The following is a 15,475-nucleotide window of genomic DNA, read 5'->3' as shown; positions in this document are numbered from 1 at the left end:
CTGTTGCACAAGGCTGTTTCTTTATTTTTAGTAGTTGCTGACACACTGCAGATTGCAGTGTGTTTAATTTGATTGTAAATGATTCGTTTTTTGGGGGGGATTTATTGCTCATCTATGATGGGGAGTGCCATTTAATTTTTCTGTTTTTAGTTAAGCCGAATATTATGGCTTTGTGGCTAAGTTTTTCTAAATCCGTAATTGGTTTTTTCGATTGGTCATGAAAAAACTCGGTAAAAATATTTTGGAATTGAGCCACATCAAATTCATTTTCATTCTTTTCTTGATGGAAACATCTTAATACTTCTTCAAGAGCTTCCTTGTTAATTTTGCTTTGTTTTTCCATGGTTCCATCTTGGGTTCTTGATAGTTTTATGATGTACTCTTCAATATCGTGTTTTAATGTCATAAGCGCGTTAGGCAAGCTTGATGCAAATTCTTGTTGCCGTTGCTCAAGTTTTTTTATGCGCATATCTTGCAATAAACCACCTGACTCTAGCCAGGAAGAATCATTTAATTCACCCTCGCCTTTTCCAAGAAAACGTATCATATGTAATGGACTTGAATGTATTGGAATTGAATTTTGTGTTTTGAACGTTTTTTGTAAGTTATAGTGATTAAACGAGAATGGTTGGATATTTTTAATAAAATATTTTGAATCAAATACATACCCTCCAAAAAGCGCTTCAGATATTTGGATAGGGCCAGTAGTGCAGACAACGATTGATTTTAGATAAAGATTTAGTTCTGTTTTCATTAAATACGCTAAAATAGCATCATCATCTTTTTGTAGCGTGTATTTTATTTCCATGTATTCTTTGCTGAAAAACAGATACTTAACCAGGGTAAGCTTGTTTTGTAGTCCGTTTTTTAATCTTTGTGTTACCTCTTCATTACTTTCTTCATGTGATTTTCTACTAAAGTCTATATATTTATCTTTATCTGACATTACTTGTCGGATGTAATTTCTAATATCACGAGAAGATGTCAAGTGCTTATCCAGTTCTTTTGATTTAGCAATATAATGTGATTCAGAGCGATTATTCATAAATTTGAGTATGTAACGATTAAAAAAGTTATTTTGCAGCTGTTCTCTGGTTCTTTCTATAAAATCATTATCATACTGAGTTAATTTTTCGATAATACCGCTCTGAACGCGTTCTAATTGTTCTTTTGCTGCCTTGGGATCAATTATGGCAACATAATCGTTGTTTGAAAGGATAAACTCTTGTTTGCCCATTTTTAAACTACCGATATTGAGCAATAACGGAGCTGCTACCTCAATAGTAGGAGGCAGTACCGAGGTATCTACCGGGAAATCGAAATCAGTATAAGTGCCGTACTCATAAAGTGGAGATACCCATCGCAGTATGTCACTGGCAACAGCTAGATTGCCCCCGTTATTTAAATTGCTAATTTCATCCTTATAAAAGTTAAGTAGCGTGCGTTCTTTTTCTGTTAGTGTCTGTTTTTCAAACATCGCCGCATCAACAGGAATAATCCTATTGTCAGTGCAAAAAGTTTCTAATTGCGTAATTGCTTCTGCGCCTAGTAAGGTAGAATCATAAACCAGATTAATTTCGTCATTGGGATTTTGTTCACGCATTTCAAGCAGCCGAACTTGATTTTCCAGATTCATAAATAGCGTCGGTTTATTGCTCAGCCATATTTTTACATGCTTATGAGGATTATATGTATATAGTCGTGTGCTCATTATTCTAACCCGGTTGAAAATAAACATTATTCCAATAATATTAAGTCTAGACACAAAAGAGGATTTGGCAAACAAATTGTTTGTAACGGGGGCATGTGTGTAATCTGAATGCTAAAATGTAACATTTACACGCATAAAGTTGGCGCCTAATAGAATAGTGATTGCTGAATACTCCGCAATATGTTATAAATACGGCGCTTTAAATACACACACGTTTCGGCACGTACGTTAGGGTCCCTAGTGGGTTTCGTATGGGGAACGTGGAGGCATAACCCTGGAGAAATAATAATGAATGTAAGTATGCGTGAATTGCTCGAAGCGGGCGCTCATTTTGGCCACAGAACTCGGTTCTGGAATCCTGAAATGGGAGAATATATATTTGGATCTCGTAACAAAATCCATATTATCAATCTTGAAAAAACAATGGTCATGCTAAATGACGTAGTAAACTACGTTGGCAGACTCGCTTCTAACAAAGCAAAAATCCTTTTTGTTGGTACTAAAAGAGCAGCACAAGAAAGTATTCGTGAACACGCGAAACGTTGTGGCATGCCTTATGTTGATCACCGTTGGTTAGGTGGTATGTTAACTAACTACAAAACAGTTCGTCAGTCTATATTTCGATTAAAAGAATTGAAAGAGATGAAAGAGAAAGGGCTGTTTGACGGAATGATTAAGAAAGAAGCGTTAATGCTGACACGCGAGCTTGAAAAATTAGATCGCGGTTTAGGTGGTATTGAACACATGGGCGGTTTGCCTGATGCATTGTTTGTAGTTGACGTTGGCTTTGAACACATTGCTGTTGAAGAAGCTCGTCGCTTAAAGATTCCTGTTATTGGAGTTGTTGATACTAATAATAGTCCAAACAATATTGATTATGTTATTCCTGCTAATGATGACTCTATGCGAGCAGTAGATATTTATGTTCGTTGCATTGCTGATGCAATTTTAGATGCAAAAAACAGCAATACAGTCGGTGGAGTTTCTTCTAGCGTTGAAGTTCAAGGAAGCGATGCTGAAAAAGCTGGTGAATAATTAATCTATGAATGTGGGGGCGGTAGGTCGCAGGATCTTATTTAGCCCCCTTTTTTCTATGCGGAGAGATGAATATGTCAATTAGTGCAAAATTAGTCATGGAATTACGCGAGCGTACCGGTGCTGGCATGATGGAATGTAAGAAGTTTTTAATCGCAACCAACGGCGACATCGAAACAGCAATTACTGAAATGCGTAAAGCAGGTCAAGCTAAAGCAGATAAAAAAGCGGATCGCGTTGCTGCAGAGGGCGTTGTTGTTATTGCTCGTTCTGCTGATGGCTCTACTGCGGTAATGATCGAAATCAACAGTGAAACAGACTTTGTTGCTCGTGATGAAAACTTTACTAACTTTGCTGACAGCGTTGCTCAAGCGGCATTGAACAGCTCAGTTACTACTGTAGACGAATTATCTGCGCTTGTATTAGCGTCTGGAAGCACTGTAGAGCAGGCAAGACAAGAATTAGTTGCTAAGATTGGCGAAAATATCAAATTACGCCGTATTGAGCGCATAACTTGTGATGGTGTGGTTGGTCATTACATGCACGGTTCCCGAATTGGTGTTATGGTTGCTTTAAAAAATGGCGACGAAACACTTGCTAAAGATATTGCAATGCACATTGCTGCAAGTAAGCCAGTCGTTGTGAGTCGCGATCAGGTTTCCGCTGATGCGATTGAAAATGAGCGTGAAATTTTTACAGCTCAAGCAAAAGAAAGCGGTAAGCCACAAGAAATTATCGATAAAATGATTGAAGGCCGTATTAATAAGTTTATTGATGAAGTGAGTTTATTAGGACAACCTTATGTTAAAAATCCTGATATGAAAGTTGGCCAATTGCTAAAAAGAAAAAAATGCGGAAGTTGTTGCATTCATTCGTTATGAAGTTGGTGAAGGAATCGAGAAAAAAGAAGATAACTTCGTTGAAGAAGTGATGGCTCAGGTTCGTACATGATGAATGAAAGTCACCCAAAAATAAAATATAAACGTATTTTACTTAAGTTTAGTGGCGAAGCCCTTATGGGGAAGTCACAGTTTGGCATTGATCCCGCAGTGCTAGATACTTTGGCCAAGGACATTGCTGAGCTTATTCAGATGGGCGTAGAAGTAGGTCTTGTATTAGGTGGTGGCAATTTATTCCGTGGCAAGGCACTTTTTCAAGCTGGAGTCGGACGTGTAACTGGTGACCATATGGGGATGCTGGCTACAGTCATGAATGCTTTAGCGATGAGAGATGCTTTAGAGCGTATTGATTTACCTGCTCGTATTATGTCAGCTATTCCTATGTTAGGAGTAGTTGATTCATACCACAGACGTAAAGCAATTACTCATTTGCGCACTGGACATGTAGTTATTTTTGCAGCCGGAACTGGCAATCCATTCTTTACTACAGACACCGCGGCTTGTTTAAGAGCTATTGAAATAGGCGCCGATGTTGTTTTAAAAGCGACTAAAGTAGATGGGGTCTACTCTGCGGATCCGTTAAAAAATCCCGATGCCCAGCGTTATGATTATCTGACTTATAAAGATGTCTTAACCCAAGGTTTGGAAGTTATGGACTCTACTGCAATTTGTTTATGCCAAGAGCAAAATATGCCACTACAGGTATTTGATATGGCAGCTCCCAATGCTTTAAAACGAATTGTATCTGGAGAGCGAGTAGGAACTATAGTCGGAGCAAATAATGATTAATGAGATTAAGCAAGACTCAGAAAAACGCATGAGAAAAACCATTGATTCTTTGCATATTGATATGTCAAAAATCCGCACAGGAAGAGCTAATGTTGGTTTGCTAGATCACGTCCAGGTTGATTATTACGGTACTCTGACTCCATTGAACCAAATTGCGAACATTACTGCCAGTGATTCACGTACTATATCAGTAACGCCTTGGGAAAAAAACATGGTAGCTGCCGTGGAAAAGGCGATTCTAACTTCTGATTTAGGATTGAATCCGGCAACTAATGGTAATGCAATTCGAGTGCCTATGCCGCCATTGACCGAAGAGCGCAGAAAAGAATTGATCAAAGTAGTGCGTAATGAAGGGGAACAAGGAAAAGTTTCTATTCGTAATATCCGACGAGATGCGAATAATCAATTAAAAGAGTTAGTTAAAGAAAAAGCTATTTCTGAGGATGATGAGCGTCGCGCAGTTGACGTGATTCAAAAATTAACTGATAAATATATTTTAGAAGTAGATGCATTATTGGCTGTAAAAGAAAAGGATCTAATGGAAGTTTAAGTAATTCCATAATATATTAAATATAAAAAAGCCCCTCAGCCATTAATGGCTGAGGGGCTTTTTTTTTTTAAGTATTTTTTCTACCACCTTTAATAAATTATAAAATTAGTACATTATCTAAGATGAAGAGCAAATCAAGAGAGAAATTTAGACATTTCAAGATTTAGCCTCAAGGGCAGCCATAATTTTAGTGGGCACCGAACAGAACTCACTGCTCTTAAGTTAAGGAAATCTGTCATTCCTGCGCAGGCGGGAAACCATCCATGAATTGGCATTATAGCCAGTGAGGAATGGATCCCCGCCTACGCGGAGACGACAGGCTCTGAGACATTTGAAGCATAAAATCCTTAACTTAATGGCAGTGCAAACAGAACCCCCTCAAGCTAATCGCGATTTATTCAAGATCTTAGCAAGAGACGACCGGTATGTTACGGTAATCTGCAAAAACCGCAGAGGGTATTGATGAATAATTTGGCTTCGTCCACTCTTATTTTTAATAAGGTACACTTTTGCGGATTGCAAGGGGCAAAAGTCAGCTTTAGTTACTAAAAGGCCTAAGGAATTATTTATATGGAAGCGTTTCGAGTAATTTTATTTGGTAATGAACATTCCGGGAAAACACAGCTTTTTAAACGAATAATGGATGATAAAGTTTATATTTTTGAGCAAGTATCAAAACCAACGCAAGGGGTTGATTATGGCATAAGGTATCTTGACCTTAATACTAAGCTATTATTATGGGATTTGGCTGGAGACAAGCGATTTTCTGCTTTTGTTGATGCGTATTCTGTCATTGCTTCTGTAGCTTTATTATGTGTTGATTTAACACAAGTAATTAATGAAGCAGAAATTAAAGCGTATATTGAAACATTTAGAAAACATAATCGGAATGCTCATGTTATTTTAGTTGGAACAAAAGCAGATTCTTTATCAGCAAATGCCTCATTACTTAAAACAATAAAAATAGATGACCAACGGACAACCATATTAGTTGTTTCAGCAAAAACTAATATTGGTATCTCTGAGCTCTTTCATTACATCTGTTCTCTTGGTCATGAAAACAGACCACCAGAAACAGAAGATACCCAGCGAGCATCCTTATTTGAAGAGGCTATTAGAAAACTAATAACCAGTCTTTCTAAATTACCATATGAAAAGAGACGGGCAATAAATGAGGAAATAAAAAAACTGTTAGCACAATTAGCAAAGAAGGCAATACAGGATAATGTACACGCTAAAGCTCGGGCAATTACCGAGTTTTCCAATAACTGTCAGGCTATTTTAGATAATAGCTATCCTTTGGTCTTTAAAGCTATTCTCACCGTTGTTGCCGCTGCTGTGGTTACTCTTGTTATTGGTTGCATAGGCTTTGGTATTGGTCTTGCCCTTGGTTCTTGGACTGGGCCGGGTGCATTTATTAGTGCACTGATGATAGGTAATACTATGGCGGTAGCTGTAACCACATCGAGCATTACTCTTGGAGTAGGGGGAGGAAGTTTGAGTGCTTATGGTTTGTTTCAAAGCCCCCAAGAAAAGGTTCATCTTGATAACTTTGTTGCGGATATATCTTTACAAATTTAAGTCAGCTGCGCTGAACTTTTAAAGATTATAACGCAAACGCAAAAAGTGTTTCTTGCTGGTACTAAAGCGACAGTCCTGATGCTCCTATTAATGAGTTTGAATTATTCTGCAGATGCGCAAAATAGCCCAGCCCCGTTAATTAAATGGAGGGTTTTCTATTAGTACCTCTTCGAGTTCCATTTTTTCTTCTGAGCCTGGTACTGTTGCTATTTTAGGAGATATGGCGGCCCTTAATGACAACCCTTATTTTATAAAAAGTTTAATTTAGATGCGGTGGCCCCGAAAGCCTAACCGGAACGGGTCATAAAATGAAGTTAGATTGGCTGTCTTGATTTGGATTTTCTGATGAATCTATTACCGCTGGATTAATGCCTAGTTTCTCACGTAGATTCTCTATCATATAGGCATGCATTGTTTGCTTACGGTACTGAGTATCAATTAAGAAGCGACGTGGTGCGGAGTGAGACGATGGATTTTTGTTTGCCTTGTTGCCTCTATCTAGCGTAAATTCATGAGATTCGGTTTTATCAGCCAAAAGTTGTTGTTCTTCTACCGAAAGCGATTTACCATTTTTCTGCTTTTGTTTTATCTCTTCTAAATGTTGATCCATTAGTGAGGCTATCGATGAAAAACTATCATGGATAAGATCATCGTCATCATATTGTTCCGGATTTTCGTGATTACGCGCTACAGAATAAGTTTTATATGCCTGCGGGATTCTATCCCATGCACTTGCAGCATCTAAGTGCCATCCTGCAAGCCAAATGACAGGGGCTAATAAGATATAAGTCAGGCCTACAAGTGTATATTTTAACCAATTACTAGGGCTCCATGGATTGCTATTACTTGCAGGCATGATGTAGCCAACTAGTAAGCGAAAAAGGGAGCGGTAGGAGCGTTCGTTATATAATTTTACTCTAAAGCCTTGAACGTGCATTTTTGCTGCCGCAATAGTAGCAATAGCCCCCCCCATACTCATTCCTTCAAAAGCTATATTTTCAGGTTTAACTCCTAAAGCAAGCAGGTATTTGGCTTGTGCAAGGGTGTCATCGATCATATTATCTTGGCTCCAGACTCGACCTTTACTGTAATCAATACCGCGATAATTAAATCCAATAACCGTACATCCAATGTTTTTGGCCGAAATATAAAAATCTTTGAGCCAATAGATGTAATTTTGGTTTCGTGCCATGCAGGTAATGACAAATTTTCGTTCAGATATAGGCTTCATCTTTTCATCTATGTTTGATACTTGTACAGACTCTAGGAGTGCATTATTTGCTGTTTCTAAAGAATAAAAATTCATGTTTATGGAACGAGGACGTTCGAAAAATTCTGTATCATATTTTTGCCGTACTTGTTCTTTGAAGTAGTGCGCCAATGGAGCATCCAGTCTTTCAACACCTTTTATGTGTATGTTCTCAATAGCAAATTTTTTATTGAAACATTTATCCTGTTTAGAGCTTCCTTGAATGAGGTGGCCAATCTCCTCGATCATGGAGTCAATGTAGGCTTTATGAGAGGAATTATTTAATAACAGTTTTTGGGGTTTTATTTTTGAAACAACCGGAGGAATTTTGCCAAAGTAGCTTCTCGGAGTTTTATTGGACTTACTAGGAAGAAGATTGACAATAACAAAGCCCTTTTCAGTTCTATCATCAGTTAAGAACATGACTTGAATGGGGTTTTGAAGCTTCACTTCATCAGGTCCGAATGCCACATTGATTATCGCTCGTTTTATGGGGAAGGATAAAGCTCGACCTAGTAATAAAAATGGGTCTGTAAAATACTCTAACCATAATTTTCGTTTTGGTTTCTCAAGGACGTAGTAGCCTGGTACAAGAATTTTCATTTAGACTCTATCGTTGAATATTAAAGGTATAGATTACTCTAATTTTTTGCATGCTGCAAACATAATGCCCACCTCGTGGGTATGTATTGAACCAATTATGAAAACGAACATTTATTAACTTATTTACGAAAAAAAACATAATTTTCTTCTGGTTAGGGTTTTCTGGTATATTCAGTAATGGCGAATTAAAGGGGCTTATTAAATAACTCCCCGTGCATCAAGACAAGTCTAACTTATCTCGCAGGTGAAAGTTCTGTCATAGCACGAGAGTCGATTCCACTATGTAGCGAGTCTTATGTTTCCTTAGGTAACAAAGGAGATGAAGCGGAGCATGCATCAAGAATGTGAGCATCGGAGCACAGAAAATCGAGTGCAATTAAAAAATAATGACCGCTATAGGCATTTAATAATCACCAACGTAGCCCCAGGAATCAACCCAAACGATGCGTTTTAATTCCCCGGATGCTTCTATCTTATTAAAGAATGATTCTTTACTGGCACATTTTGAGGCAATAACAACTATATTGGCACTCTTTTTTACGGGGATTACTAACGTGTGCTCAAAATATTTTTTTATTAACAGAACAATGGGCCACTGTTCTTTTCTGTTGGCTAAATTAACGGCTAAAAAGCCATCCTCGGCTAAGATTCTGTTGCAGGAGTTAAAGAATAAATCATTGTTGCATTCTGGTGGAAAATAATTGGCATTATATAAATCAACCATTAAATGAGGATAAATTTCGTGGCTATTCTTGACATAATCCATCGCATTGGCATGCACTATGGTGAAGTTTTTAAGCTCTTCAATCATAAAAAAACGTTTGGCAATATCAATTATTTCCTCACTAATATCTACAGCAATTAAGGGTGGAGAGGAACTGTTTTGAGAAAGCATTAGCGGAATACCCGCGCCGCCCAGTCCTAGCAAACAAGCTCGACTAGGATAGTGGCGGGCCATAAGTGTCAGTGCCGGTAGATAATATAAAACTGGCTTTTGAGGATGGCGTCGGTTAATTACCGTTTGTAGCGCATTAGAGCCTAAGGTAAGCCAACGATAAAGTAAGTTTTGATGTACTTTATAACCTGACGGCGATTCATAAATGCAAATACCTAGCTTGGTTTTCCACATTGTTTGCGCATCTATTCTGATTGAAAGGGGTAAATGGGACCCAGTTTTAAAATCTGGGTTAGCTCATCTAAAGCCTGAAAACTTTCATTAATTAATTGGGGATCGACTAAATCAGCAACGGTTAATTCAGTACGATAGTGTTTTAGCACCCATTTATCTAAAGTGTCTAATAATTGATTGTTCACTAAGACGCCTTGATGCATAGCTTGTATTTCCAGTTCATTTAAGGGAATACGCAATCTTAAGCAGGCAGGGCCACCGCCATTACGCATACTTTGTTTTAAATCAAGATAATGTACCGAATTAATGGGATTTATGTTGTCAGCAATCAGTCCATCAATGCAGGCCTTAACACGCAGATTGTGTTGGCATTCGATGGGGGCTATTAACATCATCTCATTTTTATTAGCCAAACTGATAATTTGCGAGTTGAATAAATAAGATTCAACAGCATCTTGAACGCTCAATTGCGCTCGAGATAGTTCAATAATCGTTAACGGAAAAGATGCTTTTTCACGTAATTCATTAAGTACGGCAGCCTGGTTATAAAAAGCTTCCTCATGTACCAGGAAGACTGATTCATTCGCTACTGAAATAACATCATTATGAAAAACTCCTTGATCAATGACTTGTGGATTTTGACGGGCAAAGACTACTTGCTTTTCATGCAGTTGGTGATTGCGCACAATGGCCTCAGATGCTTCTCGTGTCTGGCGTGCCGGATATTTTAGCGGCCCCTCAGTGTCTGAACCTTTCCCCAACGCTTTTTTACCATAGACAAATAAATGAATTCCTGGTTTGTCATGATTTTGACAAAGACGGCTGTGATTGGCGGCCCCTTCATCGCCAGTCATTGTTGATCTGGGCAGTATTGGGTGATGATTAAAATACTTGGCATCAGCAAAAATAGAATGTAATAATTTTTGGGAAAAATCTGCTTCTTGATGTCGGTGTAAATTACTGACTAGGTTTGCTGCAGTAAAATGTGTTTTATGGTCTTGGGTATCAATGCTGGGCGAAACCGTAGCTGCATTGGCTGTCCACATGCTGGATGCCGAATAACTGGCACTTAATAGCTCTGGGGCAATTTTATAGGCTTTTTTTAATTGCTCTTCAGCCGTACCGCGAAAACCTAATTGATAAAGTAGCTCAAGGTTAGGGCGTTGATGTGGGGGGAGGATGCCTTGTTTTATTCCCATATTATAGAGCAAACGCATTTTCTCTAAACCTTGCCTGGCTGCTGCCTGTGGATTTGAGCGCGTTAAGGCATTATGAGTGGAGGCAATGTTGCCTGCAGCAAGACCGGCGTAATTATGGGTTAATCCAACTAAGCCATCCATATTGAGTTCATAAATAGTCATTTGTTGTCCAATACGATGCCAGGTAATAGTTGCTCTGGTGTGGTTAAATGGGGTTGTTCCATACTGGCTATGGGATAGGCGCAGTAATCGGCGGCAAAATAAGCACTGGGTCTATGATTGCCACTAAAGCCAACACCACCAAAGGGTAGACTGCTTGCTGCACCGGTTGTAGGACGATTCCAATTGATTAATCCTGAGCGTACCCGTTGATAAAACTCTTGGTAATGGGATTCATTATCACTGAGAGCAGCCCTGCAGCTAACCCATAACGCGTTTGATTGGCTAAATCAATTGCTTCATCAAAGCTGTGGTAACGATAAATCTGCACTAAGGGTGCGAAAATTTCTTCATCCGCAGGCTTGCTTACTTGGCTCATATCAACAATTCCTGGTGATAACAAACCGGTATTTTCAGCAAGAAGGGTCATGGATAATAAGGATTTTCCCCCAGATTCAATGAGCATTTTTTGGCTATGTAAATGCTTGAGTGCCTGATTATGACTAATTACTGGCCCCATGAATGGCTCTGGTTGTTGGTCAAACGGGCCTATTTTGATCGCGCGACAGGCATTAATAAAACGCGTTAAAAATGCATCACCTTGGGCTGAGTCGGGGATTATGACGCGTCGTGCACAGGTACAACGTTGGCCTGAAGTAATTAGCGTCGAAAGCAGGGTTTGATAAACTGCGGCATTAATATCACTAAGCTCATCAATGACCAAGGGATTATTGCCCCCCATTTCCAATGCTAAAATAACTTCTGGGCGATCACTAAATTGCTGATGAATGCGTAAACCAGTTGGGTAGCTTCCGGTAAAATAAACGCCTTGAATATCCTGTGTTAACAAGCTCTTACCACAGGTTGCATCGCCTTGTAAGCAATTGATTACTCCGGCAGGTATTCCACTATCATGCCAGCATTGCATGATTAACTCGGCAACAGCCGGAGCATGTTCACTGGGTTTATACAAAATGGTATTTCCAGCCAGGAGCGCAGGAACTATATGGCCATTGCTTAAATGGGCTGGAAAATTAAAGGCGCCTAAAACAACCACAACACCTTGTGGTTTGTAGCGCAAGCAAGCTTTAGCTTCAGCGGTATTTATTTCTTTGGCACTCGTGCGCTCTTGATAGGCTTGAATGGATAAGTTAACTTTTCCGATTACTGAATTTACCTCAGTATGAGATTCCCATAAGGGTTTTCCGGTTTCCTGCGAAATAAATTGCACTAATTGTTCACGGTTTTTTTCTATTTGTTCGGCAAATTTTCTCGTGTATTGAGCGCGTTGCTCAAAATTAAGCATAGACCATGAGGGAAGAGCCTTATGAGCCGCATGTGTTGCCGCAGAAACCTCATTTTCTGTGGCATTTAGGCCGTTCCAGAATACAGTACCATAACTGGGATTAATGGATTCTAACGAAGTGCCTTTTCCGGTGCGCCATTGTCCATTAATGTATTGCCCTTTGCTTTGCATCATAATTTAATCTTCCTAAGATGTTGTTGCGATTTCTAACGGCGCTACACGTATCACATCTCCGCACTGAACATTGAGCATTTGCGCCGTTTTTTTACTGATAATACAGGTATTTTGTTCTGCATTGACTAGGACTGTGTTAATCGTAGCGCGAAAATCCATGAGTGCATTGGATAACAAATAATTCGAACTACTGACTTCATCACTTAGACTTTTAATTGTTACAAGGCGGCTTAGCTCAATGGTTTTTATTTTGGTCACGGGCGCTTCAATTGTTGGCCCACCATCAAAAATATCGACGTATTTGTTATAACGAAAGCCTTCTTTCAATAAAATATTCATGGCCGGTACTGTTAATGGATGGGGGTGGCCTATTACGGATTGAGCTTGCTCCGAAAGCAATTTGACATAAATAGGATTTCTTGGCATTAAATCAGCAATAAATTGTTTGTCTGTTGCCAGGGTGAGTCGATCTGCTTCGGCATAAGTCATGTGGAAAAAATGGCGACCCACATTTTCCCAAAAAGGGGATATGCCCTCTTCGTTGGAGACTCCACGCATATCGGCAATAACAATCGGTGCAAAACGTTCAGGGTGTTGTGCCATAAAGAGAAAACGTGCTTTTGATAATAAGATACCGTTGTTATTTTTTCTGTATTGAGGATTCAGGAATAGGGTACAAATTTCACTGCGCCCTTGATTATCATTTACCAGGCTCAAAACCTCATAATCGCTGCGTATGTTTAACGAGTGAGACATGCGTGTACGTTTTGATACTTTGTAGGAGTAAAATGGTGTTTCATGGCCGATACGGGATTCAATCGCAGAAACCCCAACAATTTCTTTATTTTTTTGATTTTCTAAAACAAAAAGATAGTATTCACATACTGGTTGTTCTATTTTTTTTTCATAAGAGTCTGTTGACCAAGCGAGGCGTTTTTTTAGTAATGTTCTATCTTTGGGAAGGGTTGTCATTCCTATACCGCTTTGTTCTGCCAGCTCATGAATAGCCTCTAAATCAGAATCAAGCGCACTACGAAATAGCATCATTTTTTTAAATCCTCTAAGCCACCCTGGGCTAAATCCAGTAAGAGTAAAGCACTTAGTACCGCGCGTTCAGGTAGGCTATCTAATAAAATATATTCTTCTGGACTATGAATATTCCCGCCTCTGACTCCTAGCGTATCCAAGACTGGTAAACCATGCTGGGCTAAATTATTACCATCACAACACCCACCACTGTCTTTCCAATCAATAGATAAGCCAAGTTCTTTACCTAGAAGTTGAACGCGTTGAAATAGACGTTCTGTACCTGAACAAACGCGTTTTACAGGTCTGCCAAAGGCCCCATGTACGGTTAAAGTATAGTCTTGGCGTTTTAAGTGATGAATAATTTTGTTGATTTCCTCTCTTACCCAATGTTGATCTTCGGGTTGGCTAATCCGCACATCTAGTTTTGCTACCGCTTTATCCGGTACCATGTTGAGTGCTTCACCGCCAGCAATTTTGCCTACGTTAATGGTGATTCCATCGTGTTTGCCATTTAACTCATTAATGGCACAAAGGGCTTCGGCTAAATAGCAAATAGCGTTTCTACCTTCAGAAAAAGCCCGGCCAACATGAGCTGCTTTGCCCGTAGCAATAAGAGTTAATTTGCCGCTGCCGCGGCGGTTTTTAGCTAAGGTACCAGTTGCTGTCATTGCGGGCTCATAGACTAGGGCTGCTTGATAATGGGCGGCTAACTCATCAAAGAGAATGCTTGATACAGGAGAGCCTATTTCTTCATCAGCATTGATTAATACATCCCAGCCCAGCTGCGCTGCGCGTGCATCTTGTTCAAAAGCGGTTAACGCATGAAGCATAACAATTAATCCGCCTTTCATATCGGCAACACCAGGTCCATTAATATGATTGTCATTAATGTAGGTGAGTTTTTGGAAAGGGCTGTTGGCTGGATATACTGTATCCATATGACCGCTAAGCAGAATACGTCGTTTTAAATGAGGTCGTTTTCTAATATATAAAGCATCGCCACAATTTTGTACGCTGGTATCTCCTGACATATTAATTATGGATAATGGCTGTGATTTTTTAATTTCAATGGTATCTGCAAGGGGTTGATATGCTGCGTGTAAGACTTTGGCCATTTGTATAAGACCAGGCAGGTTTGTAGTGCCTGAGTTGATCTCACAAAATTGGTGCAGTTGCTCCACCATTTTTATTTGATTGCTTTTTATTGTATCGATTATTTTTTGGTATGATTTTTTCATGATTGTTCGCTCTAAAACTTATGTTTAAACAATAGCTTAAATTAGGGCGATTCTCAATGCTTATCCCCAAAAGTGATTGGTCCATTAAGTCTTTATGAGGTTTTTCCGCCAAAGGTCCTTGGTTCTTTGAGTGAAATAATCGTAGATAGAGTATAACTCGGAATAAGTATACTGATTATGAAATGTATGGTTTATTAACTTTTTTCAAACTGTTAGTATCCTCTTTTTTACTGCATTTCTAAAGGATGGACGGCTTGTGAGTAATACGGCAATGAGTATTTATTTTGCTCCTAGAGACTTTAATACACAGGAGCAGGTTTCTGGAAGAACCGTAGCCAACGATAGCTTACTCAAAGCATTAATCCGGTATGGGAACTGCTCAAAATTGTTTCTTTATATGGAGCAAGCGAAATTTTTTGAAGATTTTCTGCAGAACTATGCCCATCTAGCATCTTTAAAAAACTGCCATCCGATTATTCATGGAGATATTCCTTCTTTGCAACAAGTGGGTCTTTATATGCATACCGATCCATTAATTAGCAAAATGAGTTGGGCAAGAAGTTTTATTAGTCCAGCATCCTTTAGCATTTGTAGCATTATCCATGCAGTATCAGGCATGAATATGGCTGAAGAAATAGCTAAATTAATTCTGGCACCGGTGCGTTCCTGGGATGCGATTATTTGTACTTCAGCAGCAGCAAAACGCGTGGTTGATAACTTGTATGCGCAATGGTTTGATTATCTGAAAGTTCATTACAAGGCACTGCCAACGTGTGATTTGCAATTGCCGATAATTCCTTTGGGCGTTAATCCTGAAGAGATCA

At 39.2% G+C, this 15,475-nt stretch carries 11 protein-coding genes and 2 pseudogenes; 6 read left to right on the top strand and 7 right to left on the bottom strand.

Features of this window, described 5'->3' with window-relative positions; all coding sequences use genetic code 11:
- Positions 1–112 precede the first annotated feature (112 nt).
- Positions 113–1,711 carry a glycosyltransferase family 88 protein gene (locus LDG_RS17915; protein ID WP_040536583.1) on the bottom strand — a complete coding sequence of 533 codons (1,599 nt, stop codon included), beginning with the start codon at positions 1,709–1,711 and terminating at the stop codon, positions 113–115.
- Positions 1,712–1,996: 285 nt separating this feature from the next.
- Between LDG_RS17915 and rpsB the strand changes: the two genes are divergently transcribed.
- The 5 genes and pseudogenes from rpsB to LDG_RS17890 all read left to right on the top strand — a co-directional run bounded on the left by rpsB (position 1,997) and on the right by LDG_RS17890 (position 6,565).
- Entirely contained in the window at positions 1,997–2,746 is a 750-nt protein-coding gene (gene rpsB, locus LDG_RS17910; protein WP_085955962.1) for a 30S ribosomal protein S2, read from the top strand.
- A 74-nt stretch (positions 2,747–2,820) separates the two neighbouring features.
- Positions 2,821–3,697: pseudogene (gene tsf / locus LDG_RS17905) on the top strand (translation elongation factor Ts).
- Positions 3,694–4,434 (top strand): UMP kinase, encoded by a 741-nt coding sequence (gene pyrH, locus LDG_RS17900; RefSeq protein ID WP_006872890.1) that lies wholly within the window; start codon positions 3,694–3,696, stop codon positions 4,432–4,434. Before tsf ends, pyrH begins: the two are co-directional and overlap by 4 nt.
- Entirely contained in the window at positions 4,427–4,984 is a 558-nt protein-coding gene (frr, locus tag LDG_RS17895; RefSeq protein ID WP_006872889.1) for a ribosome recycling factor, read from the top strand. Before pyrH ends, frr begins: the two co-directional genes overlap by 8 nt.
- 570 nt (positions 4,985–5,554) lie before the next feature.
- Positions 5,555–6,565: a GTP-binding protein gene (locus tag LDG_RS17890; protein WP_006872888.1), complete on the top strand. Its 1,011-nt coding sequence runs from the start codon at positions 5,555–5,557 to the stop codon at positions 6,563–6,565.
- Positions 6,566–6,866: 301 nt separating this feature from the next.
- Here the strand turns inward: LDG_RS17890 and LDG_RS17885 are convergent, their stop codons facing one another.
- The 6 genes and pseudogenes from LDG_RS17885 to LDG_RS17860 form a co-directional block, all read right to left on the bottom strand.
- A complete protein-coding gene (locus LDG_RS17885; protein ID WP_006872887.1) occupies positions 6,867–8,417 on the bottom strand; it encodes a hypothetical protein in 1,551 nt (516 codons plus the stop codon).
- A 403-nt stretch (positions 8,418–8,820) separates the two neighbouring features.
- Positions 8,821–9,546, bottom strand: coding sequence for a spermidine synthase (locus tag LDG_RS17880; protein ID WP_006872886.1), 726 nt, complete (start codon positions 9,544–9,546; stop codon positions 8,821–8,823).
- 11 nt (positions 9,547–9,557) lie between these two features.
- A complete protein-coding gene (astB, locus tag LDG_RS17875) occupies positions 9,558–10,907 on the bottom strand; it encodes an N-succinylarginine dihydrolase (RefSeq protein ID WP_006872885.1) in 1,350 nt (449 codons plus the stop codon).
- Positions 10,904–12,384 (bottom strand): annotated as a pseudogene (gene astD / locus LDG_RS17870) (succinylglutamate-semialdehyde dehydrogenase). The gene astB and the pseudogene astD overlap by 4 nt, the downstream one beginning before the upstream one ends.
- Positions 12,385–12,396: 12 nt before the next feature.
- Positions 12,397–13,431 carry an arginine N-succinyltransferase gene (gene astA / locus LDG_RS17865; protein ID WP_006872883.1) on the bottom strand — a complete coding sequence of 345 codons (1,035 nt, stop codon included), beginning with the start codon at positions 13,429–13,431 and terminating at the stop codon, positions 12,397–12,399.
- A complete protein-coding gene (locus tag LDG_RS17860) occupies positions 13,428–14,651 on the bottom strand; it encodes a hydrolase (protein ID WP_083821513.1) in 1,224 nt (407 codons plus the stop codon). Before LDG_RS17860 ends, astA begins: the two co-directional genes overlap by 4 nt.
- Before the next feature lie 256 nt (positions 14,652–14,907).
- Between LDG_RS17860 and LDG_RS19780 the strand changes: the two genes are divergently transcribed.
- A partial coding sequence (locus LDG_RS19780; RefSeq protein ID WP_040536576.1) for a hypothetical protein occupies positions 14,908–15,475 on the top strand: 568 nt, incomplete at its 3' end.

Origin of the sequence: Legionella drancourtii LLAP12 (genome assembly GCF_000162755.2) — a bacterium.
GTDB lineage: Bacteria > Pseudomonadota > Gammaproteobacteria > Legionellales > Legionellaceae > Legionella > Legionella drancourtii.
Note: the sequence above shows the minus strand (reverse complement) of the source record. Positions and strands in the feature narration are given on the sequence as shown.

Excerpts from the sequence above, each read along its gene's own strand:
- LDG_RS17915 (WP_040536583.1), bottom strand. The coding sequence starts at position 1,711 with ATGAGCACACGACTATATACATATAATCCTCATAAGCATGTAAAAATA.
- pyrH (WP_006872890.1), top strand. The coding sequence starts at position 3,694 with ATGATGAATGAAAGTCACCCAAAAATAAAATATAAACGTATTTTACTT.
- frr (WP_006872889.1), top strand. The coding sequence starts at position 4,427 with ATGATTAATGAGATTAAGCAAGACTCAGAAAAACGCATGAGAAAAACC.
- LDG_RS17890 (WP_006872888.1), top strand. The coding sequence starts at position 5,555 with ATGGAAGCGTTTCGAGTAATTTTATTTGGTAATGAACATTCCGGGAAA.
- LDG_RS17885 (WP_006872887.1), bottom strand. The coding sequence starts at position 8,417 with ATGAAAATTCTTGTACCAGGCTACTACGTCCTTGAGAAACCAAAACGA.
- LDG_RS17880 (WP_006872886.1), bottom strand. The coding sequence starts at position 9,546 with ATGTGGAAAACCAAGCTAGGTATTTGCATTTATGAATCGCCGTCAGGT.
- astB (WP_006872885.1), bottom strand. The coding sequence starts at position 10,907 with ATGACTATTTATGAACTCAATATGGATGGCTTAGTTGGATTAACCCAT.
- astA (WP_006872883.1), bottom strand. The coding sequence starts at position 13,431 with ATGATGCTATTTCGTAGTGCGCTTGATTCTGATTTAGAGGCTATTCAT.
- LDG_RS17860 (WP_083821513.1), bottom strand. The coding sequence starts at position 14,651 with ATGAAAAAATCATACCAAAAAATAATCGATACAATAAAAAGCAATCAA.